At 74.8% G+C, this 26,260-nt stretch carries 17 protein-coding genes and 1 riboswitch; of the genes, 10 read left to right on the forward strand and 7 right to left on the reverse strand.

The window, feature by feature from the left end; translation table 11 throughout:
• The first annotated feature begins 165 nt into the window (after window positions 1-165).
• The 4 genes from ACWDVG_RS29560 to ACWDVG_RS29575 all read left to right on the forward strand — a co-directional run bounded on the left by ACWDVG_RS29560 (window position 166) and on the right by ACWDVG_RS29575 (window position 5,114).
• Entirely contained in the window at window positions 166-906 is a 741-nt protein-coding gene (locus ACWDVG_RS29560; protein ID WP_451703697.1) for a MerR family transcriptional regulator, read from the forward strand.
• Between the two features lie 185 nt (window positions 907-1,091).
• The gene (locus ACWDVG_RS29565) at window positions 1,092-2,288 is read left to right on the forward strand and encodes a PP2C family protein-serine/threonine phosphatase (RefSeq protein WP_451703699.1); all 1,197 of its coding nucleotides are present in this window, start codon (window positions 1,092-1,094) and stop codon (window positions 2,286-2,288) included.
• 201 nt (window positions 2,289-2,489) lie between these two features.
• Window positions 2,490-2,650, forward strand: a riboswitch (cyclic di-AMP (ydaO/yuaA leader).
• Between the two features lie 11 nt (window positions 2,651-2,661).
• The gene (locus tag ACWDVG_RS29570) at window positions 2,662-4,023 is read left to right on the forward strand and encodes a M23 family metallopeptidase (RefSeq protein WP_451703701.1); all 1,362 of its coding nucleotides are present in this window, start codon (window positions 2,662-2,664) and stop codon (window positions 4,021-4,023) included.
• A gap of 134 nt (window positions 4,024-4,157) precedes the next feature.
• Complete coding sequence (locus ACWDVG_RS29575) at window positions 4,158-5,114, forward strand: aldo/keto reductase (protein WP_451703703.1); 957 nt, start codon at window positions 4,158-4,160, stop codon at window positions 5,112-5,114.
• Window positions 5,115-5,135: 21 nt separating this feature from the next.
• Here ACWDVG_RS29575 and ACWDVG_RS29580 read toward each other — a convergent pair whose 3' ends face one another.
• The 4 genes from ACWDVG_RS29580 to ACWDVG_RS29595 all read right to left on the reverse strand — a co-directional run bounded on the left by ACWDVG_RS29580 (window position 5,136) and on the right by ACWDVG_RS29595 (window position 10,213).
• Window positions 5,136-6,455 carry a PrsW family intramembrane metalloprotease gene (locus tag ACWDVG_RS29580; RefSeq protein ID WP_451703705.1) on the reverse strand — a complete coding sequence of 440 codons (1,320 nt, stop codon included), beginning with the start codon at window positions 6,453-6,455 and terminating at the stop codon, window positions 5,136-5,138.
• A 54-nt stretch (window positions 6,456-6,509) separates the two neighbouring features.
• Complete coding sequence (gene trmB, locus ACWDVG_RS29585; RefSeq protein WP_451703725.1) at window positions 6,510-7,244, reverse strand: tRNA (guanosine(46)-N7)-methyltransferase TrmB; 735 nt, start codon at window positions 7,242-7,244, stop codon at window positions 6,510-6,512.
• 185 nt (window positions 7,245-7,429) lie between these two features.
• Window positions 7,430-8,614, reverse strand: coding sequence for an L-2-hydroxyglutarate oxidase (lhgO, locus tag ACWDVG_RS29590; protein ID WP_451703707.1), 1,185 nt, complete (start codon window positions 8,612-8,614; stop codon window positions 7,430-7,432).
• A 135-nt stretch (window positions 8,615-8,749) separates the two neighbouring features.
• Complete coding sequence (locus ACWDVG_RS29595) at window positions 8,750-10,213, reverse strand: MFS transporter (RefSeq protein WP_451703709.1); 1,464 nt, start codon at window positions 10,211-10,213, stop codon at window positions 8,750-8,752.
• Between the two features lie 598 nt (window positions 10,214-10,811).
• On the opposite strand from ACWDVG_RS29595, the gene ACWDVG_RS29600 reads away from it, so the two are divergent.
• The 3 genes from ACWDVG_RS29600 (at window position 10,812) to ACWDVG_RS29610 (ending at window position 17,264) form a co-directional block, all read left to right on the forward strand.
• Window positions 10,812-13,112, forward strand: coding sequence for an asparagine synthase-related protein (locus ACWDVG_RS29600; protein ID WP_451703726.1), 2,301 nt, complete (start codon window positions 10,812-10,814; stop codon window positions 13,110-13,112).
• 116 nt (window positions 13,113-13,228) lie between these two features.
• On the forward strand, window positions 13,229-13,825 hold the full coding sequence (locus ACWDVG_RS29605) for a Uma2 family endonuclease (RefSeq protein ID WP_451703711.1): 597 nt from the start codon (window positions 13,229-13,231) through the stop codon (window positions 13,823-13,825).
• A 52-nt stretch (window positions 13,826-13,877) separates the two neighbouring features.
• A complete protein-coding gene (locus tag ACWDVG_RS29610) occupies window positions 13,878-17,264 on the forward strand; it encodes an ATP-binding protein (RefSeq protein WP_451703713.1) in 3,387 nt (1,128 codons plus the stop codon).
• On the opposite strand, the gene ACWDVG_RS29615 is transcribed toward ACWDVG_RS29610, so the two are convergent.
• Window positions 17,251-19,440 (reverse strand): sigma-70 family RNA polymerase sigma factor, encoded by a 2,190-nt coding sequence (locus ACWDVG_RS29615; protein ID WP_451703715.1) that lies wholly within the window; start codon window positions 19,438-19,440, stop codon window positions 17,251-17,253. The genes ACWDVG_RS29610 and ACWDVG_RS29615 overlap by 14 nt on opposite strands.
• A gap of 245 nt (window positions 19,441-19,685) precedes the next feature.
• Complete coding sequence (locus ACWDVG_RS29620) at window positions 19,686-20,516, reverse strand: TetR/AcrR family transcriptional regulator (protein WP_451703717.1); 831 nt, start codon at window positions 20,514-20,516, stop codon at window positions 19,686-19,688.
• Window positions 20,517-20,869: 353 nt separating this feature from the next.
• Between ACWDVG_RS29620 and ACWDVG_RS29625 the strand changes: the two genes are divergently transcribed.
• Entirely contained in the window at window positions 20,870-22,234 is a 1,365-nt protein-coding gene (locus tag ACWDVG_RS29625) for an NAD(P)/FAD-dependent oxidoreductase (RefSeq protein ID WP_451703719.1), read from the forward strand.
• A gap of 106 nt (window positions 22,235-22,340) precedes the next feature.
• Window positions 22,341-23,966, forward strand: coding sequence for an ATP-binding SpoIIE family protein phosphatase (locus ACWDVG_RS29630; protein ID WP_451703721.1), 1,626 nt, complete (start codon window positions 22,341-22,343; stop codon window positions 23,964-23,966).
• Between the two features lie 19 nt (window positions 23,967-23,985).
• Here the strand turns inward: ACWDVG_RS29630 and ACWDVG_RS29635 are convergent, their stop codons facing one another.
• Window positions 23,986-25,257, reverse strand: a complete 1,272-nt coding sequence (locus tag ACWDVG_RS29635) for an MFS transporter (protein WP_451703722.1) — start codon at window positions 25,255-25,257, stop codon at window positions 23,986-23,988.
• Window positions 25,258-25,411: 154 nt separating this feature from the next.
• Here ACWDVG_RS29635 and ACWDVG_RS29640 point away from each other — a divergent pair, with 154 nt between their 5' ends.
• Window positions 25,412-25,954, forward strand: a complete 543-nt coding sequence (locus tag ACWDVG_RS29640) for a MarR family winged helix-turn-helix transcriptional regulator (protein WP_451703724.1) — start codon at window positions 25,412-25,414, stop codon at window positions 25,952-25,954.
• Window positions 25,955-26,260: the final 306 nt, after the last annotated feature.

Here is a 26,260-nt window from a genome sequence, read left to right on the forward strand (position 1 = left end):
CTCATAACCCAGAGGTCGCAGGTTCAAATCCTGTCCCCGCTACTCAGTAGCCCGAAGGCCCGGATCCGGAAACGGATCCGGGCCTTCGGCGTTCCTCCCGTGGCGCCGTTTGTGCTGTTCCGAGGGTTTGACCTTTACGTAACGTCAACTTCTAGCGTGGTGGTCATGGAGTGGTCGATCCAGGAGATCGCCAGGAGGGCCGGTACCACCAGCCGTACGCTCCGCCACTACGGCGAGCTGGGGCTGCTGGAGCCGAGCCGGATCGGCGCGAACGGTTACCGGTACTACGACCAGGCGGCGCTCGTGCGGCTGCAGCGCATCCTGCTCCTCCGGGAGCTGGGGCTCTCGCTGCCCGCGATCGCCGAGGTCCTGGAGGGGCAGCGGGACACGACCGCCGCCCTGCGCACCCATCTGCTCCTCCTGGAGCAGGAGCGGGAGCGCATCGGCCGGCGGATCGACGCCGTTCGGACCACTCTCCACAAGACCGAGAGGGGAGAGGAACTCATGGCTGAGGAAGTTTTCGACGGCTTCGACCACACGCGGTACGAGGCGGAGGTCACCGAGCGCTGGGGCCGCACGGCGTACGAGGAGGGCGACCGGTGGTGGCGCTCGCTGAGCGACGCCGAGAAGAAGGCGTTCATGGCGGAGCAGGCCGGCATCGCCCGGGACTTCGGCGCGGCGGCGCGGGAGGGGCTCGCGCCGGACAGCGAGGAGGTGCAGGCGCTGGCGCGGCGGCAGTACGCGTGGCTGTCGACCACCACGACGCCGTCGAAGGAGTACGTGATCGGGCTCGGGCAGCTGTACGTCGACGACCCGCGGTTCACGGTCAACTACGACAAGCACGGCGAGGGGACGGCGGTCCTCGTGCGGGACGCCCTGACGATCTGGGCCGAGCGGAACCTGTAGCCGGGCCCCTGCCCCCGTATCGCCTGCCCCCGTACGCCCCGCCCCGCCCCGCCCCGCTGCCCCGCCCCGCCCCGCGCCGTACGCCAGTCGGCCCCGTGCCGGTCGCCGCGGCCGGGGCGGGCGGTGAACCTTGGGGGAGCGCGGTACCCGCCGCGGGAGGAACGGACCGGCAGGAGAGGGCACAGGTGGGGCACCCCCCAGGAGTGACGGGCGACGGGCGGCGGGACGGCGAGGGCCGCCGCCCGTACCAGGGTGCCCGGCGCTTCGTCCGGGCGCTGCCGCCGCTGGTCATCGTGGGGGGCATCGTCTTCGACCTGTCGACCCCGCCCCAGTACACCGCCGCTCCGCTCTTCTCGGCGGCCCCGCTGATCTCCGCGCCGTTCTCGTCCGGGGTCACGACCCTGCTCACCGCGCTCGCCGCCGTCCTCGCCTCGGTCGGCCTGCACCTCTACAACGGCACCGCCACCGACGTCCCGGCGCTCACCGAGACGCTGACCGTGCTGACGGTCTCGGCGCTCGCCCTGCTCATCAACCGGATCGTCCGCATCAGCGGCGAGCGGCTCGCCTCCGCGCGGGTCATCGCGGAGACCGCGCAGAAGGCGGTCCTGCCGACGCCGGCCGAGCGGATCGGCGGATTGCAGTGCGCGGCCCGGTACGAGGCGGCGCAGGCGGACGCGTTCATCGGCGGCGACCTGTTCGCCGTGCAGGACACTCCGCAGGGGGTGCGGCTGGTCGTCGGTGACGTCCGGGGCAAGGGGATGGACGCGGTGGAGGCCGTGGCCGTCGTGATCGGGGCCTTCCGCGAGGCGGCGGAGCAGGAGCGGACCCTGGAGGGCGTGGCGGGGCGGCTGGAGCGGGCGCTCGCGCGGGAGGGCACGCGGCGCAGCGGGCTGGACGCCGTCGAGGGGTTCACGACGGCGGTCCTCGCGGAGATCCCGTCGGACGGCGGGCGGGTGCGGATCGTCAACCGCGGGCATCCGCCGCCGCTGCTGCTGTACGGCGACGGCGGCCTGGAGACGGTGGAGCCGACCGAGGCCGCGCTGCCGCTCGGCATGGGCGAGCTGGGGGCGTGGCCGGACCGGGCCGACGAGCGGCCGTTCCCCCCGGGTGCCACGCTCCTCCTCTACACCGACGGCGTCTCGGAGGCGCGGAACGCGCTGGGCGTCTTCTACGATCCGGCCGAGCGGCTCGCGGGGCGGATCTTCCCCGGGCCGGAGGAGCTGCTGGACGCGCTGGTGGGTGACGTACGGCGGCACACGGGGGGCCGGTCGACGGACGACATGGCGCTGATCGCGGTGAGCCGGCCGGCGACGGGGCAGCCGGAGCGGCGGCGGACGATGCCGGTGGTGCCTCCGGACGGGGCGCGCGGTCACCCGGTGTAGTCGACAGATGCCGCTGGGATAACAATTGACACAACGTCAGGTCACGGGGGTTTGGGCGGCCGGTGCCGAGAGGGGGTCAACTCGGGCGTTTCCCCGCCAATTCGATGAATGATCAAGGGGGACGGCTTGGAATCGGGCACCCCCGTCTATTAACGTTCGATAACGCAGCGCGGTCGTCCCAGTCGTCGCAAGAGGCGACACCGTGCGCGTGCGCCGAATTCCGAAAGGGAACCGGGGAACCACCACTTGGGGTGAATCGGGCCCCTCGCACCTGTGCCGCCGCACGCGTGCGATCGCGCCCGTAGGAGACCTTCCTGCTCCGAACCCGTCAGCTAACCCGGTAGGCGAGAAGGAAGGAAAGGAGCGCGCCTCCGTGGCGTCCAACACCCCTGCCCCCGAAGCTCCCTTCGACCCGTTCGGCACGGCGCCGGGAGCGGGACCGGGACACGACCCGTACGCCGCACAGCACTCCTACGCCTCGCAGGGCCATTACGCCTCGCAGGACGTCCACGACACCGCCTCGTACGACACGTCCGCCTTCGAGGCCCCGGCGTACGAGACGACTTCGCACGAGACCGCGTCCTACGACACCGCGTCCTATGAGACGGCTTCGTACGAGACGGTTTCCTCCGAGCCCGCCGCCTTCGGGCCCGGCCCGGTCGCGTCCCCCGCCGATCCCGCCGTCGGCGAGTGGAACCCCACCGAGGGCACCGTCCGCTCCGGCGGCCGCCACCGGGTCGTCAAGCAGCGCTCCGCCTTCACCCGCTCCTCCACCGTCCTCGGCGTCGGCGTGATCGCCGCCGTCGGCGCGGGTGGCCTCGCCACCGCACAGGAGAAGCCGCCGGTCGCCATATCGCTCCCCGACCTCCCCGACCTGGGGCTGCCGGACGCGAAGGACCTGCCCGGCGTCGGCGACCTGCTCGCCGACGACGAGAGCGAGCAGGTCGGTGCCGGGCGCGCCAACCCCAACCCGCTCACGGCGGCCGCGTACACCACCACGGGCGAGGAGCGGAGCGAGACCGCCGAGGGCGGCGAGACCGGAGCCTCCGACGCCGGCGAGGCCCTGCGCGCCCGCATTCTCCAGCAGGCCGAGCAGCAGCAGGCGTCCGCCGACGCCGCCGCGAAGGAGGCCGCCGAGGCCGCCGCCGCCCAGAAGGCGGCCACGGAGGCGGAGGCCAAGGCCGCGGAGGCCGAGGCGAAGGCCAAGGCGGAGGCCGAGGCCAAGGCGAAGGCGGAGGCGGAAGCCAAGGCGAAGGCCGAGGCGGAGGCGAAGGCGGAGGCCGAGCGGATCGCCGCGGAGAAGGCCGAGGCCGAGCGCCTCGCGCAGCTCGCCGCCAGCTACGCCCTGCCCCTCTCCTCGTACACGATCACGTCCACCTACATGCAGTCCGGTTCGATGTGGTCCTCCGGCTACCACACGGGCCTCGACCTGGCCGCCCCCACCGGCACCCCGCTGAAGGCGGTCCACGGCGGCACCATCAAGTCCGCTGGCTGGTCCGGCTCGTACGGCTACCGCGTCGTGCTCGAACTCGCCGACGGCACCGAGATCTGGTACTGCCACATGTCGTCCATGACGGTCTCGGCGGGCCAGACCGTGGGCACCGGCGAGACCATCGGCCGCGTCGGCGCCACCGGCAACGTCACCGGGCCGCACCTCCACATGGAGGTCCACACCCCCGGCGGGGACGGCATCGACCCGGCGGCCTGGCTCCGCTCCAAGGGCCTGTCGCTGTAACCGCCGACTTCGTCCCGCTGTCCCGCTGTCCCGCTGTCCCGCTGTCCGCCTGTGGCTCGCCTACCCCGTGCGGACCGCGGTACACACCCCCTCCGCGCGGAATAGGCGCGGCGGCGCGGGAGGTTGAGGACGTCATGACCGCACTCCGCCCGCTGGGCACCTCCGACCTGCATGTCTTCCCGCTGGCCCTCGGCGGCAACGTCTTCGGCTGGAGCGCCGACGAAGCGCAGTCCTTCGCCGTCCTCGACGCCTACGCCGCCGCGGGCGGCAACTTCGTCGACACCGCCGACGTGTACTCGGAGTGGGCCGACGGCAACGTCGGCGGCGAGTCCGAGACGATCATCGGCCGCTGGCTCGCCGCGCGCGGCAACCGCGACGACGTCGTCGTCGCCACCAAGGCGGGCGCCCACCCCCAGTTCAAGGGGCTCGCCGCCCCCACCCTCAAGGCCGCGGCCGAGGCCTCGCTGCGCCGCCTCGGCACCGACCGCATCGACCTCTTCTACACGCACTTCGACGACGAGTCCGTGCCCGTCGAGGAGATCGTCACCACCCTCGACCAGCTGGTGAAGGAGGGCAAGGTCCGCGCCGTCGCCGCCTCCAACATCTCCCCGGAGCGGCTGCGGGCCTCCCTCGACTTCGCCGAGGCCGAGGGCCTCACCCGGTACGTGGCCCTCCAGCCGCACTACAACCTCGTGTCGCGGGACACCTACGAGGGCGACCTCCTCAAGACCGCCGAGTCCGCCGGACTCGCCGCCGTCCCGTACTTCGGCCTCGCGTCCGGCTTCCTCACCGGCAAGTACCGCCCCGGCACCACCGTCGACAGCGTGCGCGCCCGCAGCGCCGCCCGCCACGCCGAGACCGAGCGGGGCCGGGCCGTGCTCGCCGCCCTCGACGAGGTCGCCGGGGCGCACGGCGCCGAGCTCGCCACCGTCGCCCTCGCCTGGCTCGCCGCCCGCCCGACCGTCACCGCGCCGATCGCCTCGGCCCGCACGGTCGAGCAGCTCCCGGCGCTCGTCGCCGTCGCCGACCTGACCCTCACGGAGGCGGAACTCGCCCTCCTCACCGAGGCGTCGGCGGTGCAGCCCTCGTAGCGGTGCAGCCCGTGCAGCGGTTCAGCCCTTGTAGGGGTTGTAGCCGCTGTAGTCCAGATACTGCGGCGGCGCCCACGTCCGGCCCGTCGCCCGGGCCGCGTACGACAGCGCGGGCGAGGCCACCTGACGGCGCTGCCACAGGTGGTGCAGCAGCTCCTGCTCCCGGGCGGCGAAGTCCTCGCCGCCCGCGCCGCGCCCCGCCCGGTCGCGCAGGAACGCGAGGGTCGTCGCGAACGACTCGTACTCGCCGACCGCGCGCGCGGCCGGTCGGCCGTACGTCCGGGCGGCGAAGGAGCGGGCCGTGCGGCGCGCCCGCATCGAGGAGAGCGCGAGCGGCTCCTCGGGAGAGAGCCAGCCCGCCGCCGCGTACGCCGGGAGCACCCCGGATATGGTGCGCAGCTCGCGCTGCCGGCTCCACACCGCGAGCCACGTCAGCAGTCCGAACGCGGGGACCATGAACATCCCGTACACGGTGTAGAAGGCGAGCGGGCCGCCGAAGGTGGCCGAGCCGTTCCACAGCGCGTGCACGCCCATCGCCAGGAGCAGGCCCGCGAGCGGGAGCAGTACCCGCCGCAGCCGCTTCCCGCGCGGGGCGAGCGCGGCGAAGCCGAAGCCGAGGCCGGTGAGCACGGTGAAGAGCGGGTGCGCGAAGGGCGACATCACGACCCGGACGAAGAACGTGCCCGCGGTGACGGCGCCGATGCCGGAGGAGCCGAAGTCCTGGTCCTCGCCGAAGGCGTTGCCGAGGTAGAGGATGTTCTCGGTGAAGGCGAAGCCCGTCGCCGTGAAGCCCGCGACGACCACGCCGTCGACGAGCCCCGTGAAGTGCCGTCTGCGGAGGAGGAAGAGCAGCAGTAGTGCGGCCGCCTTGGCGCTCTCCTCCACCACGGGGGCGATGACGGTGGCGCCGAGGTGGTCGGCCGAGGTCGGGTCCGCGGTGGCCGTCGCGATCCAGCGGACCGCGAAGGAGTTCGCCAGGATCGCGACGAGCGCGGCGGCGAAGGCGCCCCACGCGAACGCGAACAGCAGGTTCTTCCAGGGCCCCGGCTCGACCCGGTCGAGCCACCGGAACGCCGCCATCAGCAGCGGTACGGGGAGGACGGCGAGGCCCAGGCCGACGAGGAAGCCCTCCGTGCCGGTCTGTTCGCGGACCAGCGCCAGGATGACCAGGGCGCAGAGCGCGAGCAGCACGATCACGGCGACGGCCCGGACCAGCCGGCTGCGCCAGAAGGCGCGGCGCGGCCGGTAGCGCCACTGGGACCGGTCGGCGGCGGCCGGGAAGGCCGGGTCGTCGGTGTCCCGGTGGGGGACGGCGGCTTCGGCGGGAGCGGGGTTCGACACGTGAGCGACCCTAACGAGGGTCACCGACAGCGGCGACGGGGTTGTCGGCCTCCGTCACCTTCCGCGGGTGTCGACCCTGCGGAAGAGCAGGTCGTGCACGACGTGGCCCTTGTCGAGCCCCTGCCCCTCGAACCGGGTCAGCGGGCGGAAGTCGGGGCGCGGCGCGAAGCCGCCGTCGGCGCTGGTGTTCTCGAAGTCCGGGTGGGCGGAGAGCACCTCCAGCATCTGCTCGGCGTACGGCTCCCAGTCCGTGGCGCAGTGCAGCACTCCGCCCGGCTTGAGGCGGGTCGCGAGCAGCGACAGGAAGTCGGGCTGGATCAGGCGCCGCTTGTGGTGGCGCTTCTTCGGCCACGGGTCCGGAAAGTAGACGCGGCAGCCGTCGAGGGCGTCGGCCGGCAGCATCTCGCGGAGCAGGATGATCGCGTCGCCGTTGGCGACGCGGACGTTCGTGAGGCCGTTGCGGTCGGCGAGCCCGAGGAGGTTGCCCTGGCCCGGGGTGTGCACGTCCACCGCGAGGATGCCGGTGCGGGGGTCGGCGGCGGCCATCTGGGCGGTCGCCTCGCCCATTCCGAAGCCGATCTCCAGCACGACGGGGAGCCCGCCGAACAGCTCGTCCAGGTCGAGCACCCGCTTGCCGTCGATGTCGAGCCCCCAGTCGGGCCACCGCTTCAGCATGGCCTCTGCCTGCCCGGCGGTCACCCGGCTGCGGCGCGGCTGGAAACTGCGGATGCGGCGCTCGAAGTGCGCGCCGGCGGGGTCGGGCGAGGGGCCCTCTCCGGGCGCGAACATACGGCTGCCGCGGCGCGCGACGGGCTGGCTGACGATCTCTGGCTGCTCAGACACAATGCCCCAATCCTACGGCGCCCCCGGCCCCGCCGCCCGGGGCCCGTGAGCGGTCCCGAGCTCCGGGGGCCCGGCCCCCGCTGCCGGGGCCCGAGGTCCGGGGCGGCCGCCCAAGGCCCCGCCGCCCGGGGCTACAGGTGGGCGAGGGCAAGCCCGGCGATGTGGCGGCCGATCGGGAGCGAGGCCGTGGCCGCGGGGGAGGGCGCGTTCAGGACGTGCACCGTCCTCGGCGCCTCCCGGACGAGGAAGTCGTCGACCAGCGTCCCGTCGCGCAGCACCGCCTGGGCCCGCACCCCGGCGGCCGCGGGCCGCAGGTCGGTCTCCTGGACCACGGGCAGCAGCCTGCGCACCGCCTCGGTGAAGGCCCGCTTCGACAGGGACCGCCGCACCTCCCCCGCTCCGTACCGCCAGTGGTCGCGGGCGATGGCCCACGAGCCGGGCCAGGCCAGGGTGCCGGCCAGGTCTCGGGGGCGGACGACGCCCCAGTCGTACCCCTCGCGGGCGAGCGCGGGCACGGCATTGGGCCCGACGTGGACGCCGCCGTCGATGCCGCGCGTGAGGTGGACGCCGAGGAAGGGGAACGCAGGGTCCGGCACGGGGTAGACCAGGCCGCGCACGAGCGAGGGGTCGGCGAGTTCGTAGTACTCCCCGCGGAAGGGGACGATCCGCATGCCCGGGTCGTCGCCCGCGAGCCGCGCGACGCGGTCGCAGTGGAGCCCGGCGCAGTTGACGAGGACCTTGGCCCGCACGATCCGCCCGTCGGCGGTCCGCACGGCCACCCCGAAGGGCCGCCGGTCCACGGCGGTGACCTCCGCGCCGTACAGGACGCGGGCGCCGGAGGCCTCGGCGAGCCGCTCGGCGACCGCCGTGTAGTCGCAGACGCCGGTCGTGCCGACGTGGATCGCGGCGAGGCCGCGGACCCGCGGTTCGTACGCGCTGATCTGGGCGGGCCCGAGCTCCCGCACGGGGATGCCGTTCTCGCGGCCCCGCTGCACGAGCGCGTGCAGCCGCGGCAGCTCCTCGCGCGCGGTGGCGACGACGAGCTTCCCCGTCACCTCGTACGGAATGCCCCACTCCGCGCAGAACTTGACCATTTCGGCCGCGCCCTCGACCGCGAACCGTGCCTTGAGCGAGCCGGGCCGGTAGTAGATCCCGCTGTGGATCACCCCGCTGTTGCGCCCGGTCTGGTGGCGCGCGGGGGCGTGCTCCTTCTCCAGGACGGTGACCCGCGTGCCGGGGGCGGCGCGCGTCAGCGCGTACGCCGTCGACAGACCGACGATTCCACCGCCGATCACGAGCACGTCACAGTCAAACACCAGCGCCACCTCCCACCACCGATAGTGCACTGGCCCACTGACAACGCCGCTAAACGCCCACGGTGTGGGACGCGTGTCACGTGCACGTCCCGCCCGCGGGCCCGCCCCCGGGCCCGCCGCTGCGGACGGGCGGTCTCACGCCGGAGCGACGAGGAGCGGACGCGCCCGCTCCCGCAGTTCCACGACGCGCGGCTCGTCCCCGTACGCCTCCAGGCGGTGCAGCAGGTCCCGTACGTACTCGGTCGTCCGCGCCGACGAGATCCGCCCGGCCACCTCCACCGCGCGCGTGCCCGCCGCGCAGGCCGCGTCGAGGTTCCCGGACTCCAGCTCGGCGACGGCGGACACGACGAGCCGCAGCCCGTGGGAGCGGACGTACTCCTCCGTGGGCCGGGACAGCGCCTGCTCGGTGAAGCGCCGCACCTCGCGCGGCATCCGCAGGTCCCGGTAGCACTCGGCGGCGTCGGCGCAGAACCGGTCGTACGAGTAGAAGCCCAGCCAGCTCGGGTCGGCGTCGCCCTCCCGGGAGCGCTCCAGCCAGCCCTCGGCGGACTTGAGCGCGGCCGCGGCGGCGGCCCCGTCCCCGGCCTTGGCGTGGGCACGGGCCTCGACGAGCCGGAAGAAGGACATGGTGCGGGCGGTGGCGAGCCCCCGGTTGCGCTCCAGGGCCGCCTGCGCGAGGTCGACACCCTCGTCGGCGAAGCCGCGGTAGGTGGCCTGGAGGGACATGGAGGCGAGGACGTAGCCCCCGAGGGGCACGTCGGCGGCGGCGCGGGCGAGCCGCAGGGCCTGGATGTAGTAGCGCTGTGCGGCCTCCTGCTGGCCGGTGTCGAAGGCCATCCAGCCGGCCAGCCGGGTCAGCTCGGCGGTCGCGCCGAACAGGGCGCGCCCGACCTCGTCGGAGTAGGAGCCGAGCAGCAGCGGCGCGGCGTCCACCCGGAGGCACTCGGGAACCATGGAGGAGCGCCAGTCCCCGCCGCCGTACTTGGAGTCCCAGCGGCGGGCGTCCTCGGCGGCCTCGCGCAGCTTGGCCACGTCGCTGTGGCCCACGCGCGCGTGCTCCGCCGCCTCCCCGCCCCCGGGCCCGCCCTGGGGCGCGCGGACGGGTCCCGCGGGGCGCGGGGCCTCGCGCTCCACCGACGGGTCGGCCGGGGTTATCAGCCAGCGGGACGCGGGCGTGGCGTAGGCGCTCACCGCGAAGGAGCCGGCGAGCGACTGCCAGATGCCGCCCCCGCCGGCCCGCCGACCGGCGAGATCCAGCCGGTACAGCTCGGTGGCCGAGCGGACCGCCTCGCCCACGTCGCGCGGGAAGGCCAGTCCGACCTCGGGCGCGGGGTCGGCGTCGGCGAGCCCGATCTCGTGGAGCGGGACCGGCCGGCCCAGCTTCTGGCCGATGGCGGCGGCGATGAGGTGCGGGGCGGCGCCCTGGGGCACCATGCCCTTGGACACCCACCGGGCCACGGACGTCTTGTCGTAACGAAGTGTCAGGCCCCTTTGCGCGCCGAGGTCGTTGACCCGGCGGGCGAGGCCGGCGTTGCTGATTCCCGCGAGGGCGAGAACCGTGCCGAGCTTGTCGTTCGGCCCGCGTTGCTCCCTGGACATGCGCCACCCCTCGACACCCAGACGGCCGCCACGACGCCGGGCATAGGCGTGCGGCATTCGTAAACACAGCGTAGTTCGCCGCATCCCTACCGTTAAGGGGCGGTGTTCCGTATGGCGAGATTGTTGTGTGAACGACCCGACCCGGGTGGTGCGGCCCCGTTACGTGCTCCGGCCGTGTGGCCGTGCGCCCGCCCGTGCGCTCTCGTTCGGCCGCCGCGGGAGCGCTTCCATGAGCAGCGCGTGGGTCGGCCCGCCCGGCCGGGAACGGAGTCCCGGACCGGTGGGCTGGGGGACACCGCCGCCCCATTCCCCGCGGGCGGTGGACGGCTCCGGGAGGCGGGAGCGCCTCCCGGACTGCCGGAGGTCCCCGGCGGCCGACGGGGTTCGGTCGCGCGCGCCGTGCGGCCGAGCACGCCCGGTCGGCCGTCGGGACGCCCGCGGAGCCCCTGTCGAGGGGTGATATTTGGCCGAATGACGTCGGTGTCCAACTGGCCCATGCCAGGGGCGCATTCGCTTTCGCGCTCGTGCATCCGGACCCCGCCCCGTGCGCCGTTGTCGTGGCAGCATGTCTCCCACCGAAACGGATGTGGAGGCGCCGATGCGATGGCTGGTGGGCTGGAGCAGTGCCGCGCCGGGCTTCGCAACGACGGCGGGCGCGGGCACGGCCCCGGGCACGGCCCGGGCGGGCCACGTCTCGGGCGCGTACGGCTCCGGTGCGTACGGCTCGGGCGGCTCCGGCTCGGGCGCGCACGGCTCCGGCTCGTACGGCTCCCACTCCCACGGCTCCGGCTCGTACGGCTCCGGCGGCTCCGTCCCGTACGGCTCCGGTGGCCCGGGCTCCGCCTCCGCCGCCCCCGCCGCCGAGGAGCGCACGGTCCAGCCGGTCGGCGCGCAGCTCCTCTGGGGCGATCCGGACCCGCTGTGGGCCGTCGGCGACTGGCGCCCCGACGAGGTCCGGGTCGTCGCCGTCGACGAACGGACCCGGCTCGCCGTGCTCGGCTGCTGCGCGGCGAGCGACGAGGAGCTGCGGCTCGGCCTGCTGACCGCGCGCGGGGGCGCACTGCGGCACCTGACCGCATGGCCCGGCAGCTACACCGCCGTCGTCAAGGCCGGCCGTCGCATCACCGTCACGGGTGATCTCGCGGGCGCCCGGCCCGTGTTCCACACCCCCTGGGCGGGCGGCACCGCCTACGCCACCGCCGCGCTCCCGCTCGCCGACCTCGTCGAGGCCCAGCTCGACATCGGCCACCTCGCCGCGCTGCTCGCCTGCCCCGAGACCCCGGAGGCGCTGCGCGACTCCACGCCGTACGAGGGCGTGCGCCGCGTGCCGCCGGGCCACGCGCTGATCCTGCGCGAGGGCTCGCGCGAGATCACCGGCTACGAGACGGTCGCCTCGCTCGCCGTCGCCGCGCCCGAGGCAGACCCGCGCCAGGCCGTCGAAGCCGTACGGGACGCGCTCGTCGAGTCCGTACGGGCCAGGCTCACCGCCCCCCGGCACGCCCCCGAGGCGCCGCTCCCCGACCCGGGCCCGGTCCCGGGCATGGGGCCCGCCGACCGCCGCGCGGCCCGGGGCGCGGGCCCCGCGCCCGGCATCGGCGCCGACCTCTCCGGGGGCAGCGCCTCCGGCACCCTCGCGCTCCTCGCGGCCGGGCTGCCCGGCGTGCCCGGCACCATCGCCGGCCAGGGAACGGGCGCGGGCGAGCGGCTCCTCGCCGTCACCTTCAACGACCTGGCCACGCGGGCGGGCGCCCGCCGCACCGCCGAACTGGAGCGGGCCCGGGTCATCGCCGCCGACCCGCGCCTGCACCACGTGGTCGTCGCGGGCGGCGAGGAGGCGCTGCCGTACGCGACGCTCGACGGGCCCCTCACCGACGAGCCGGGGCCCGCGCTCGTCTCCGCCGAGCGGCACCGCAGGCGGCTCGCGGGCGGCAGCGCCGACCACTTCACCGGCATGGGCGCCAAGCAGGTCCTGGACGCGCATCCGGCGCGGCTGGCCGACCTGTTGATGGACCGCAGGCGCCGCTCCCTGGTCCGTCCCGTCACGGCGCTCGCCAAGGCCACGGGGCCCTCGGCGGGGGCGCTCCTGGTGCCGCTGACCGTCTACCGGGCGGCGCGGCGCCTGGCCCGTACCCCGTACCGGACCGGTCTGGAGGCGGCGGCCCAGCGCCTCCTGGAGGCGAACCGCACCGCCCCCGACGGCCCCGGCCCGCTCCAGGCCTCCCTCGCCGCGCTCGCCTGGTCGCGGCCGGGGCCCGCGGCGCGCTGGCTGACGGGGGAGGCGCTCGCTGAAGTATCGGTTCGCCTGAACCGGGCGGCGACCCTCCCGGCCTCCGTCCAGCGCCCCGGCGAGGCACGCGCGCGCGCCGCCCTCGCCCGCGCCGCCGCCGACCACCGCGTCCTGGAGCAGGCGGCGGAGATCCGCGGCCAGCGCCTGCACGCGCCCTTCCTCGACAACCAGGTCGTACGGGCCTGCCGCGCCCTCCCGGAATCCCTCCGGGTCCAGCCCGACGCCCGCGCCGGAGTCCTGCGCACCGTCCTGGCCGGCGCGGGCATCCACGACCTCCCCGAAGGCTGGGGCGCCCCCCACCCCGCCGTCCCGGCCGCCGCCGCCCGCGCGGGCCTGCGCGCCGCGCTCCCCCACCTCCTGGCCCTCTTCGAGGCCCCGCTGCTCGCGGACGCGGGCCTCGTCGACGCCCGGGTCGTCCGCGAGGCGCTGCGCGCCGCCGCCGACGGCGCACCGGTCCCCCTGGACGGCCTCGCCGACCTGATCTCCACCGAACTCTGGCTCGGCCGCCTCCTCGCCCGCCGCGGTTCCTGCTGGACCGACACCACGGCCCCCCGCCCGCCCCGCGCGGTCCCCGGCCCGCTGATCCCGGCGTCGCGGTCGCTGACGGCGTGACGTTCGTTTCTTTGGGCGGAACGTCACTGCACACTCGTTCGAGTGAATGCGTTCCTGACCCCGCCGCTGTACCGCGCCTAAGCTGAAAGCCTCGCACCGAGCGAAGGAGGTCCGTCATGGCGATGCCGGTTCCGGAGGACGAGTTCCCCGTGGAGCTGCCCAACCGTGAGGGTGCGAGCGTGCAGGAGGCCTTCGAGCTGTTCAGTGCCCTGGCCCCAAAGGGCTGGCGCGTGGAGCTGATCGAAGGGGAGATCTACGTGGCGCCTCCGGCCAATGGCGAGCACGAGGAGATCGTGACCGAGATGGTGGAGCAGGTCATCGCCCGGCGCGTCGGCAAGGAGCTGCGCAACTTCACGGGCATCGGCCTCGGACTCCCCGGGATCACCGACGCGCTCAGGGTCGTCCCCGATCTCGTCATCGCCCCGAAGGGCAGCTTCCACGACCGGTCGGAGTGGCACGCCCCCGACCCCGTGCTCCTCGTCGCCGAGGTGACCTCCTCCTCCACCGCGAGCCGCGACCGCGTGCAGAAGATCCGGGCCTACGCGCGGGCCGGCATCCCCCTCTACCTCATGATCGACCGCGAGGCGGGCGAGGCCGTCGTCTGCTCCGGACCCGCCGGTGACGACTACGGCCACAAGGCCGTCCACAAGCTGGGGACGGCCGTTCCCCTGCCCCACCCCCTCGGTTTCGAGCTCGACACCTCGGCGTTCTGAGGTTCGGGGAAACCCCGAGGCGCCCGCCCCTCCCACCGGCCAGAATGGGCCGGTGCGGTATCTCATCCTCGGCACCACCGAGGCCCTCGGTCCCGACGGCTCCCCCCTTCCCCTCGGCGGTGCCCGGCTGCGCGCCCTGCTCGCCGCGCTCGCCCTGCGCGGGGGACGGGCCGCGACCGTCGCCGAACTCGTCGAGGACGTGTACGGGGGCGGGTACGCCGACGGGTACGGGGACGAGCCCCCGCAGGACGCGCCCGCCGCCCTCCAGGCCCTCGTCGGCCGCCTGCGCCGGGCCCTCGGCCGGGAGGCCGTCGCCTCCACCCCCGGGCCCGGCTACCGCCTCACCGCCCGGCCCGACGACATCGACCTGTACGCCTTCCAGCGCCTGGCCCGGGAGGCGGGAGCCCGCCTCGACGCCGACGACCCCGAGGCCGCCGCCGCCCTGTTCCGCCAGGCCCTCGCCCTCTTCCGCGGCCCCGCCCTCGCCGACCTGCCCGAACCGGCGGGCGTCCGCCCCGAGGCCCAGCGGCTCGCCGCCCTGCGCGGCCGCGTCGAGGCCGACCTGCGGCGGGGCGCCCCCGGCCTCGTACCGGAACTGTCCGAGCTGACGACCACGCATCCGTACGACGAGACGTTCCACGCCCAGCTCCTCCGCGCCCTGCGGGCGGAGGGCCGCCACGCCGACGCGCTCGCCGCCTACGAGACGGCCCGCCGCACCCTCGCGGCCGGCCTCGGCACGGACCCCGGCCCCGAACTCACCGCCCTCCACCGGACGCTCCTCACCCGCCCGCCACGGCACCGGTCCGAGGCGCCCCCGGCCGGACCGGGAGCCGAGCCCACCGGGAACATCAGGCCGCGGCTCACGTCCTTCGTCGGCCGGGAGCCCGATCTCGTGGCGGTGCGGCAGGACCTGGGGCGGTCGCGGCTCGTCACGCTCACCGGGCCCGGGGGGTCCGGGAAGACGCGGCTCGCCGAGGAAGCCGCCCGCCGAGGCGGCACCACCGGCCCCGCGAGCGCCACCGGCCCCGCGAGCTCCACCGGCCCCGACACCGCCACCGGCACAGGCCCCGGCACCGCGAGCTTCACCGGCACCGGGAGCGGGCCGGGCGGTGGGCCGCCGGTCGGGGCGCCGCCCGCATGGATCGTCGAACTCGCCCCGCTCGACGACCCCGACGCCGTACCCGGCGCCGTCCTGTCCGCACTGCGGCTGCGCGAGATCAACCTCATCGCCCGCGACGGCGTACCGCACCAGGCCGACCCGACCGCCCACCTCGTCGAGCAGCTCGCCCGCCGCGGCCCCTTCCTCCTCGTCCTCGACAACTGCGAGCACGTGATCGACGCGGCCGCCGCCCTCGCCGAGACCCTCCTCACCCACTGCCCGGAGCTGCGCGTCCTCGCGACCAGCCGCGAACCCCTCGGCGTCCCGGGCGAATCGGTTCGCCCCGTGGAGCCGCTCCCGCCCGACCCCGCGCACCGCCTCTTCGCCGAACGCGCCCGCGCCGTACGACCCGACTTCGACCCCGCCCAGGACGCCGGCGCCGTCGAGGAGATCTGCCGCCGTCTCGACGGCCTGCCGCTCGCGATCGAGCTGGCCGCGGCCCGGCTGCGGCTGCTCACGCCGCGCCAGATCGCCGACCGCCTCGACGACCGGTTCCTCCTCCTCACCTCCGGTGCCCGGACGGTCCTGCCCCGCCAGCAGACCCTGCGCGCGGTCGTCGACTGGTCCTGGGACCTTCTCGAACCCGCCGAGCGCGACCTCCTGCGCCGGCTCTCCGTCTTCGCGGGCGGCTGGGACCTGCCGGCCGCCGAGGCCCTGGCCCCGGACGCCGCCGACGTGCTCGGCGCGCTCGTCGACAAGTCCCTCGTGGTCGCCGCCCCCGCCGACGGCGGCGGCATGCGCTACCGGCTCCTGGAGACCATCCACGAGTACGCCGTGGAGCGCGCCGCCGAGACCCCCGGACTCCTCGCCGCGGCCGAGGCCGCGCACACCGCCCACTTCACGGCGCTCGCCGAGGAGGCCGAGCCCCGGCTGCGCTCGGCGGAGCAGCTGCCCTGGATCGACCGGATCGAGCGCGACCTCGACAACATCAGGGCCGCCCTCCACCGGACCGTCCTCACCGCCCCGGACGAGCGGGCCGCGCTGCGGCTGGTGTTCGCGATGGGCTGGTTCTGGTGGCTGCGCAACTACCGCCCGGAGGGGCTGGTCTGGACGGAGCGGGCGGTCGCCCTCGGCGACGACCCGGACGATCCCGCCGACCCCCGCCACTGGCCGCGGATGCACCTGCGCATGCTGCAGTTCTTCCTCGCCGTCGAGAGCCGGAGCGTCGCCGAGTTCCGGGACGACCCGGAGACCGCGGCCCTGGTCCGCCGGCTGCGGGCCGTGTTCGGCGACGAGCCGGGGCCGGAGTCCGCCCGCTTCCCGGGGCTGCTCTGGCCGTTCACGTCGTACGTGATCGACGGAGCCGCCACGATCCGCGGGACGCTCGACGCGGCCGTCGCGAACTGCCGCCGCCACGGCGGGGACTGGGAGGTCGGCGTCAGCCTGATGTTCCGGACGCACATGGTCATCGACATGCCGGGCGGCACCCTGGACGTCGACGAGGACCTGGCCGAGCTCCGCGACCTCTTCCACCGGGCCGGGGACCGCTGGATGGGCGCCCAGATCGCGAGCGCGGCGGGCGAAGCCCACATGCTGCGGGGCCGTCACGACGAGGCGGGCCGGGCGTACGAGGAGGCCCTCGCCCTCGCGCGGGAGGTCGGCGCCCACGCCGAGACGCCGTTCCTCATCGCCCGGCTCGCCGAACTCGCGTACCGCGCGGGCGACGCGGAGGCCGCGGAGAAGGGCCTGGACGAGGCGGCGCGGGAGGCCGACCGCTACCACGTGATCGGCACCCACGCGTACGTCTGCCTCCTGCGGGCCGCCCTCGCCCTCGACCGGGGGGACGTGCGGGGGGCCCGCGCCGAGCTGGAGGCGGCGGGCGCGACGGTCGACGAGGGCACCCCGCCGCCGCACTTCCAGGCGGTGCTGACCGGGTTCGCCGCGCGCGTGGAGGCGGCCGAGGGCGCGGGCCTCGCCGCCGTCGCCACGGCGGCGGCGGCCCTGCGGCTCGCACGGGACGCGCAGTGCGCGGACTTCATCACCGTCGGCATGACGGAGGGCCTCGCCGTGACCCTGGCCGCGGCGGACGAGCACGCTCTCGCGATCCGTGTCCTGTCCGCCGCCGCGGCGCTGCGCCGGAACTCCGCGCCCCGTTCGGTCCCGGAGGCCCGGGAGATCGAGCGGCTCACCGCGGGCGCCGTGGCCGCCCTGGGCGCGGCGGCCGTCGCACGGGCGCGCACGGCCGGAGCCGGCCTGGACCTCGACGACGTCCTCGCGCTGACCGACGCGCTGCCCGACGCGCCGGCCGGTGCCGACGCGTCAGGGCTCAGACGCAGCTGATGCGGGACTGCGCCCAGTCGGCGACGAGGGCGCGGCCGAAGGGGGTGTTCTCCTCGACGACGAGGCGGAGCGTGGTCCGGCCGGTGATGTCGACGTGGACGGGCCGGGGCGGGTCGCCCGGGCGGACGACGTCGGAGCGCCAGAGCCGCTCCTCGTCGCCGTAGACGGAGAAGCGGACGCCACCGACCCCGAGCGGGACGCCGATGTCGTCGACTCCGACGACCGCGTCGTAGCTCGTGCACTGCCGGTTCAGGTCGATGAGCAGCGACGACGGCGCGTGGACGCTCACCCCGTACGCGTACGAGGTGCCGCTGATCGACAGCTCGTCCCGCGTCCACATCGGGCTGCTCTCGCCGAGGGAGACCTCCGGCTTGGTGCCGTCGCCGAAGATCCCGTACTCCAGCTCGTCGACCTGGTAGACGGCCGGCGGCGCGGGCGCCCGCGTCGGGCTGGGCTTGGGGCTCGGCTTCGGCGGGGGCGGCGGGGGCGGCGTGGGCGTCGGGGTCGCCTCGGGCTCGGGCTCGGGGGGCGGGGGCGTCGGCGCGGGGGTCGGGGTGGGGCTCGGCTTCGGCGGGGGTGGCGTGGGGCTCGGCGCCGGCGGCTCGGACGGTACGGGAGGGGGCGGCGGTACGGGGCTGGGCGTCGGCTTCGCCGCCGGTGGCGCCGGTTCGGGCGGCACGACGGGCGTGACGATCTCCGGGGCGGGCTTCGGGGAGGCCACGGGCTGCGGGTCACCGGCCATGGCCCAGACGAGCCCGGCGGCCGCGGCGACGGCCACGGCCGCCGCGATGCCGGCCTTCGCGGGTGCGCCGAGCCCCTCGGCGGCCGCACCGCCGGAGGCGGCGCCGCCGGAGCCGCCGGTGGCGGCGGCCGCGGCACCCGCCCCGGCCGCGCCCGCGGCACCACCGGCGACGATGCCGGCCGCCTTGAGCGAGTAGCCGGCGGCGAACCAGCCGATGACGGCGACGGGCAGCAGCGCCGGGATCCCCGCGTTGACGTGGGCCAGTTCCCCGGCGGCGAGCCGGCACTTGGCGCACTCCTCCAGGTGCTTGCGCAGTCCGCGCTCGGCCCGCATCCGCAGCCCGCCGCGGGCGTAGGCGCCGAGCCGGTCCGCGTACCGGGCGCAGTCGCCCCCGGCGGTCAGCGACTGGCTGACGTGCGCCTGCAGGTAGGCCTGCTTGAGCCCCTCACGGGCCCGGCTGGCGAGGACGGCGGTGGCGTTGGCGGTCAGCCCGAAGAGCGGGGCGACGGCGCTGGGCGACTCCTCCTCGACGGTGGTGTGCCACAGGACGGCCTGCCAGCGTTCGGGCAGCGAGCGGAAGGCCTGCATGGCGAGGGACTGCTCGGCCTCGTGCATGGCCCTGACGTCCGCGCCGAGGTCCATCGTGTCCTGGTCGGAGACCTCGGAGGAGCGGGCGGCCTCGGCGGCGAAGACGGCGAAGTCCTCGACGAGGTGCTCGCGCTTCTGCGTCCTGGCCCAGGTGGCGGCGACCCTGCGGACGGTCGTCATCAGGTAGGCGCGCACGGCCTGTTCGGGCCCGGCGCCGCCGCGCACGGCCTGGAGGGTGCGGGCGAAGACCTCGGCGGTGAGGTCGTCGGCGGTGTGCGCGTCCCGGCAGCAGGTGCGCGCGTAGCGCCGTACGGCCTCGGAGTGGCGGAGGAAGAGCTCCTCGTACGCGGAGTCGTCGCCGTCCCGCATGAGCTGGACGAGGTCGGCGTCGGAGGGCGGCAGTTCGAGCGGCGGCGGCAGGACGGTGTCGGGCTCGTCGACCACCGCGTCCCCGCCGGGACCGGCGGCACCGTCGTCGAGGACGCCGTCCGGCACGGAGGCGAACCCGGATGCCGCCCCGGCCGCGGTGCCGGAGGCGGGTCCGGTCGCCGCCCCGGATGCCGGTCCTGACGTGGTCCCTGAGGTCGGTCCGGTCACCGGCCCGGGCGCCGTCGCCGTGGTCGCCCCCGCGACGCCCCCGGCTCCCGTGCCCCCGGCTTCGCGCTGCTGCGGCACGCTCGGATCGGTCCCGACGGCCCCCTGACCGGCACCGGAGGCACCGGGGGGCGCTCCCGCGCCGGAGACTCCTCCGGGGCCGCCCTGGCTGGGTACGTGCCGGGAGGACAGGCCTCCGGTCTCCGTTGCCCCGCCGTTGCCCGGCGGATCGTCCCGACTGTCACCGCTCATCGCGGAAGCCCCCGTACGCGCGCTCGGACCCGAACATCGGCCAAGCCTGCCACAGCGCGCGGGCGCGCCGAAGCGCCGCGTCCACTTACCACTCGTCCGGGGCGACTTCCCGTATCCGGGCGTAACCGATCACACGTTCGTGTCATGATCGTTGGTCCGCCCGGACCAGGATTTCCCCGCCGTTCGTCCCGCGCCGACCCCGGTCCCACCGGGTCTCGGCCGGTCCCTGAGGGGCCTGCCGGGTCCTACCGGGACCGCAGCCCCTCCAGCAGGATGTCCAGGAGGCGGGCCGAGGCCGCCGCCTGCTGCGCCGCGTCCGGCAGGGCCGGAGCGGCCGTGGCTATCACCAGGAGCACGTCGGCCACGGTCACGTCCGCCCGCAGCTCACCGGCCGCACGCGCCCGCTCGACCAGCCGGCCGACGACCTCCAGGAGCTCCGCGGCACCCGCGTCGTCCCGCTCGTCCAGCGGCACCGCACGCGGTCCGGCGACCCGGGTGTCGGCCTGGTCGACCCCGCCCCGCTGGGACGGCACCCGAACCTCGTCACCCGCACCGACGGAACCCGCACCGACGGAACCCGCACCCACCGCACCCGCGCCCGCGTCCACCGCCGACGACACCCCGGCGTCGTCCACGCCGACCCGCAGCACCTGCGGCGGCAGCAGCCGCCCGGCGCCCGAGGCCACCGACGTCCGCAGGAACCGGGACAGCGCCGACCACGGCTCGTCCTCCTGGCCCAGCGCGGCCCGCGCCTGCTCCGTCAGCCGGGAGGTCTCCTCCTCGGCTATCCGCCGCACCAGCACGTCCTTGCTCGGGAAGCGCCGGTAGACCGTGCCGACCCCGACGCGGGCGCGCCGCGCCACGTCCTCCATCGGCGCGCCGTACCCGAGCTCGCCGAACACCTCCCGCGCCGCGCGCAGGACGTGCTCCAGATTGCGCTGGGCGTCCACCCGCAGCGGCGCGGCCCGGCCGCCCTGCAACGGAGCCATCGACCCGTTGCGCAGCTCGGCCGCGCCCGTACCCTGCTCGTCCGTGGCGGTGCCGACGACGGCCTGCCAACGATCCTGAATCTGCATAAGCGTTCCCCCGCTCATGATGTCTCCCCCCGGAGACTCCCCGCCCTGATGCGGCGCTCCCGGCCGGCGAGCGCCTCGGTCCACGCGCTCCCCGCCGACACCCCGACGAAGTACGAACATAGTTGAGTCGGAGTCAATTCAGAAGGGGGAGTTCCGTACGGTGCGCCCCCCGATCGGAGCAAGGCCCGGAACTCACCCGATTCCGACCCGGTAATCCCCCCGCCACCCCCGCCGTGACCTGGGTCGATGCCGTCACACACCCCCCGTGCGCCACCCCACGCCTCCATACCCCTCCGGTCACACAATTTGCCGAGCCTGTGGACAAACCACGGACGGCGTTGCGTCATGGGACGGTGACCGAACCTGCGCGCATTCTCGTGGTCGGCGGTGGCTACGTCGGCATGTACACCGCGCTGCGCCTCCAGCGGCAGCTCAGAGCGGAGCTCAGAGCCGGCACCGCGGAGATCGTGGTGGTCACGCCCGACCCCTACATGACGTACCAGCCGTTCCTGCCCGAGGCGGCGGCCGGCTCGATCTCCCCGCGCCACGTCGTCGTGCCGCTGCGCCGCGTCCTCGACCGCTGCCGGGTCCTCATCGGCGAGGTCCACGCCGTCGACCACGCCGAGCGGACGGCGACGCTCTCCACCCTCGCCACCGAGGAGGAGGGCACGGGCCACACCCGCCTCACCTACGACGAGCTGGTCATCGCCCCCGGCTCGGTCTCCCGCACCCTCCCCGTCCCCGGCCTCGCCGAGCACGGCATCGGCTTCAAGACGGTCGAGGAGGCCATCGGCCTGCGCAACCACGTCATCGAGCAGATGGACATCGCCTCCTCCACCCGCGACCCCGCCCTCCGCGACGCCGCCCTCACCTTCGTCTTCGTCGGCGGCGGCTACGCGGGCGTGGAGGCGCTCGGCGAGCTGGAGGACATGGCCCGCTACACCGCGCGGTACTACCACAACCTCAAGCCCGAGGACCTGAAGTGGGTGCTGGTGGAGGCCACCGACCGGATCCTCCCCGAGGTCGGCGCCGAGATGGGCCGGTACGCCATCCGCGAGCTGCGCGGCCGGAACGTCGACGTCCGCCTGGAGACCCGCCTCGAGTCCTGCGAGAACCGCGTCGCCGTCCTCAGCGACGGCACCCGCCTGCCCACCCGTACCGTCGTCTGGACCGCCGGCGTCAAACCCGCCCCCGTCCTCGCCGCCACCGACCTGCCGCTCACCGAACGCGGCCGGCTCCGCTGCACGGCCCGGCTCTCCGTGGCGGGCGTCGAGCACGCGTGGGCGGCGGGCGACGCCGCCGCCGTCCCCGACGTCACGGCCGCGGACGAGGGCGCCGAGTGCGCGCCCAACGCCCAGCACGCCGTCCGCCAGGCCAAGGTCCTCGCCGAGAACCTCGCCGCCTCCCTGCGCGGGCAACCCCTCAAGGAGTACGCGCACGCGTACGCGGGGTCCGTCGCCTCCCTCGGCCTCCACAAGGGCGTCGCCCACGTCTACGGGCGGAAACTCAAGGGCTACCCGGCCTGGTTCATGCACCGCGCCTACCACCTCAGCCGGGTCCCCACCTTCAACCGCAAGGCCCGGGTCCTCGCCGAATGGACCCTGTCCGGCCTGTTCAAACGGGAGATCGTCTCCCTCGGCTCGCTGGAACACCCGCGCGCCGAATTCGAACTCGCCGCCGCTCCGCCCCCGGCCCCCGACGACGAGCCGTCCGCCTGACATCACTGTCAGTGCACTCGTCCACACTGGACGTGTGACCATAGGTGGGCCCACACCTGCACAGCGTGACTCCGCACGGCACCGACACCACGAGGCAAAGAGATCCGTGAACTTCACCCGTTGGAGCGCCCGGCTCCCCGGTACGCAGCGCCGCGCCGCGCGGGGCACCGAAGGCGCCGTGCCCGCCGCCCGCGGCGCGTACGGGCCGCAGACGGAGTCCCTCCCCGGCGACGTCCCCGCCCTGGAGGAGTTCTCCGTCCGTGAGCTGCTCGGCCGTCTCCCCGGCCTCGTCGCGCTCGTGTACGGCCCGGAGCACCGCATCGCGTACGTCAACGACGCGTACGCCGCGGCCTTCGGCCCCCGCCCGGCCGGCGCCACCGTCGCCGACACCTGCCCGGAGGCCGAGGACCTCGGCCTGCTGCCCCTCATGGACCAGGTGCTCCGCAGCGGCAAGCCCCGCACGGTCAAGTCCCGCCGCACCCAGGACGGCGGCTCGTACACGGTCACCTGCCTGCCCGTCGACGGCCCGCACCTCGAAGGCGGCGGCGTCCTCGTCCACGCCGCCGACGTCACCGACCACGCCGAGGCCGCCGAGCGGCTGCGCGCCAGCGAGCGCCGCCACCGCGAAACCGCCGTCACTCTCCAGCGCTCCCTGCTCCCGCAGGAGCTGGAGCAGCCCGACGACCTGCGGATCGCCGCCACCTACCAGCCGGGCGTCGCCGACGCGGCCGTCGGCGGCGACTGGTACGACGTGATCACCCTCGGCGCGGGGCGCACGGCCCTGGTCATCGGCGACGTCATGGGCCGCGGGGTCCGCGCCGCCGCCGTCATGGGCCAGCTCCGCACCGCCGTCCGGGCCTACGCGCGCCTGGACCTGCCCCCTCACGAGGTCCTCCAGCTCCTCGACGGCCTCGCCGCCGAGATCGACGCCAGCCAGATCGCCACCTGCGTCTACGCGGTGCACGACCCCAACGAGGGCAGGCTCGTCTACGCCTCCGCGGGCCACCTCCCGATCCTCGTACGGGACGAGGACGGCACCGTCCGCCGCGCCGAGGACCCCACGGGACCCCCGCTCGGCACCGGTGGCTGGCTGCACGCCTCCGGCTCCATCGCCCTGCCGCCCGGTTCCACCGCCGTCCTCTACACCGACGGCCTGGTCGAGCGCCGCCGCGAGGACATCGACGAGGGCGTCGCCGCCCTCGCCCGCGCGCTCTCCGGCGCCGGCGGCACCCCGCAGGTCGTCTGCGACCGGCTGCTCCGAGCCCTCGGCGTGACCGCCGAGCACGACGACGACGTCGCCGTCCTCGTCGTCCAGCACCCGTCGCGGGAGGGCGCGGACGCCGAGCTCTTCCACAACGCGGCCCTGGAGCTGCTCGGCGGCGTGGAGGCCGCGCCCCGCGCGCGTGCCTTCGCCTCGGGCGTCCTGTCCAGCTGGCGCTTCCCGGTGGAGCTGCGCGACCTGGGCGTCCTCGCCACCAGCGAGCTGGTGGGGAACTCCCTCCAGCACGGCACCCCGCCCATGCGGCTGCGCCTGCGCCGTACCGACCGCCGTCTGATCATCGAGGTCACGGACGGGGACGACCACCTTCCGCGCCGCCGCAGGGCGGAAACGGAGGACGAGGCGGGTCGCGGTATCTCGATCATCGCGACGATCGCCTCGTCCTGGGGGAGCCGCCGCACACCGGGCGGCGGCAAAGCGGTGTGGTGCGAGTTCGCCCTGCCCGACCACTAGAAGGTGCAGGGGCCGCCGCCTAGGCGGCGGCCGCGGTCTCACGCCGAGGCTCGTGGCGCGCGACGACCTTCGACGGCTTCACGGCGAGCGCCGGCTGGTTCTGCTCCGGCGTGAGCCGCTTGCCCAACCGGACCGCGAGCACGGTGATGCCGAGCGAGAACAGCACGAAGGTCACGATGTACGGGCCGTGCAGAGCGGCCCCCATCGGCCCGCCGACGGCCGGACCGACCGCCAGGGCCAGCTGCTTCACCAGGGCGAAGGCCGAGTTGTACTGCCCGACCATCGACTCCGGCGCGAGGTCCGCCACCAGCGGCGCCACCGTCGGCGACAGCATCGCCTCACCGAGCCCGAACAGGGCGTACGTGGCGACGAACGCCGCCGTCGCCATGGCCTGGCTGCCGTGCCCGAGGCCCGCGTACCCCGCGAAGAGCCACGCCACGGTCCAGATGAGGCCCACGGCCGCGATGACCCGGGTGCGCTTGCGGCGCTCGACGAACTTCAGCACCAGGAACTGGGCGAGCACGATGACCGCGGTGTTGGCGGCCAGCGCGATCCCGAGCGTCGACGGCTCGATGCCGGCGGCCTCCGTGCCGTACGCGGCGAGACCCGACTCGAACTGTCCGTAACAGGCGAAGAAGAGCACGAAGCCCAGGACGCACAGCCGCACCATCGCCTTGTGCCCGAGCAGCACGCGCAGCCCGCCGCCCGCGCCGCCCTCGGAGGGCCGTGCCTCGTTGAGCGCCGGGGAGCCCGGCATCCGGACCGTGCCGACGACGGCCGCGAGGACCAGGAACATCGCCGCCTCGATCGAGAACAGCAGGACGAAACTGCCGGGCCGGGACTCGTCGACGAGCTGGCCGCCGATCAGACCGCCGACACCGAGGCCGAGGTTCTGCAGGAAGAACTGCATGGCGAAGGCCCGGGTCCGGGCGACGGGCGTCGAGCACCAGACGATCATCGTGGCGAGCGCCGGCTGGAGCACCGCCGTACCGGCGCCGAGCAGGGCCGCCGCGGCGACGGCCGTCGGCACGCTCGCCGCGAACCCCATCCCCACCGCGCCCACGGCGGCCAGGACCGAGGCGACCAGCAGCACCGGCACGGGACCGCGCCGGTCGACGGCCCGGCCGCTGAACGGCAGCACCACCAGCGCGGCCATGGCGAAGACGGCGAGCACGACACCCGCCGTGGCCGCGCCCAGATCCCGCACCTGCGCCACGTACACATAGAGGTACGGCACGGTGAAGCCGAGTCCGAACGCGCTCAGCGCGCCACCTGCCTGAATCCGGCGCATCGCCGCGCCCCTCGCCTCGGTCACACTCACCCACTTCGGTCGCGGGTTCAGAGGTGTACCCCTGAACCCTGAAGACTTCAATCCTAAAGTTCGATCCTTAACAGTACACATGGAAGGACTTCAACGCCAACGAGTGTCGTGGGATACTCCCCGCATGTCCGAAACCCCGCAGGAGCCGAGCCTCGACGAACAGATCGCGGCCTATCAGCGCGAGTTCCGCGATCTCGACCCCCAGGTCGAGAAGGTCGTCTCCGCCCTCGGCCGGCTGAACCGCCGCATGAACGTGGCGTACGGCCGCCAGCTCGCCGACCTCGGCATCAGCAACGCCGAGTGGGAGGTCCTCAAGACCCTCGTGCTCGCCGGCGAGCCCTACCGCCTGGGCCCCGGCGAACTCGCCAAGCGCCTCGGCCTCACCCCGGCCGCCATGACCCACCGCATCGACCGCATGGCGGGCGAGGGCCTGGTCACCCGTGACCGCGACGAGAACAACCGCGTCCGCGTGATCGTGGAGCTGACGGACGAGGGCCGCTCGAAGTGGCTGGAGGCCATGCGCATGGCCACCGACTTCGAGGAGGAGCTCCTCCAGGACCTCACCACCGACGAGCGGGGCGTCCTGGGCGAGGTGCTGATCCGCCTCCTGCGCCGCGTGGAGCTCAGCCAGCCCGACGCGGGCGGCCGCCTCACCGACCTCGACTGAGGCCCGAGGCAGGGGTTGACACCCCTTGAGGCGATGCGTAGTGTTCTCCGAGTTGCCACGGAGCCGGAACGGTTCTGCGGCAGCCACTCCCGCCGCTGATGCGGCACCTCAACCCAGCACGATCTCCCTCTCGGGAAGTTTTTCGGCATGCCGAAATTCATTTCGAAAGACTCGATTATGAGTCGCCGGGGAAATCCGCTAGAGTTTGGGACGTCGGAACGGCCCAACGGCCGGAAAGACAAATCCCGCTGACCGGGAATCAGACGCCGAAAGGATCTGATAGAGTCGGAAACGAAGGAAGCGCCC

Source organism: Streptomyces sp. NPDC003327 (assembly GCF_053589515.1).

Excerpts from the sequence above, each read along its gene's own strand:
- ACWDVG_RS29620 (WP_451703717.1), bottom strand. The coding sequence starts at position 20,516 with ATGCAGATTCAGGATCGTTGGCAGGCCGTCGTCGGCACCGCCACGGAC.
- ACWDVG_RS29600 (WP_451703726.1), top strand. The coding sequence starts at position 10,812 with ATGCGATGGCTGGTGGGCTGGAGCAGTGCCGCGCCGGGCTTCGCAACG.
- ACWDVG_RS29615 (WP_451703715.1), bottom strand. The coding sequence starts at position 19,440 with ATGAGCGGTGACAGTCGGGACGATCCGCCGGGCAACGGCGGGGCAACG.
- ACWDVG_RS29605 (WP_451703711.1), top strand. The coding sequence starts at position 13,229 with ATGGCGATGCCGGTTCCGGAGGACGAGTTCCCCGTGGAGCTGCCCAAC.
- ACWDVG_RS29560 (WP_451703697.1), top strand. The coding sequence starts at position 166 with ATGGAGTGGTCGATCCAGGAGATCGCCAGGAGGGCCGGTACCACCAGC.
- trmB (WP_451703725.1), bottom strand. The coding sequence starts at position 7,244 with ATGTTCGCGCCCGGAGAGGGCCCCTCGCCCGACCCCGCCGGCGCGCAC.
- ACWDVG_RS29595 (WP_451703709.1), bottom strand. The coding sequence starts at position 10,213 with ATGTCCAGGGAGCAACGCGGGCCGAACGACAAGCTCGGCACGGTTCTC.
- ACWDVG_RS29640 (WP_451703724.1), top strand. The coding sequence starts at position 25,412 with ATGTCCGAAACCCCGCAGGAGCCGAGCCTCGACGAACAGATCGCGGCC.
- ACWDVG_RS29635 (WP_451703722.1), bottom strand. The coding sequence starts at position 25,257 with ATGCGCCGGATTCAGGCAGGTGGCGCGCTGAGCGCGTTCGGACTCGGC.
- ACWDVG_RS29575 (WP_451703703.1), top strand. The coding sequence starts at position 4,158 with ATGACCGCACTCCGCCCGCTGGGCACCTCCGACCTGCATGTCTTCCCG.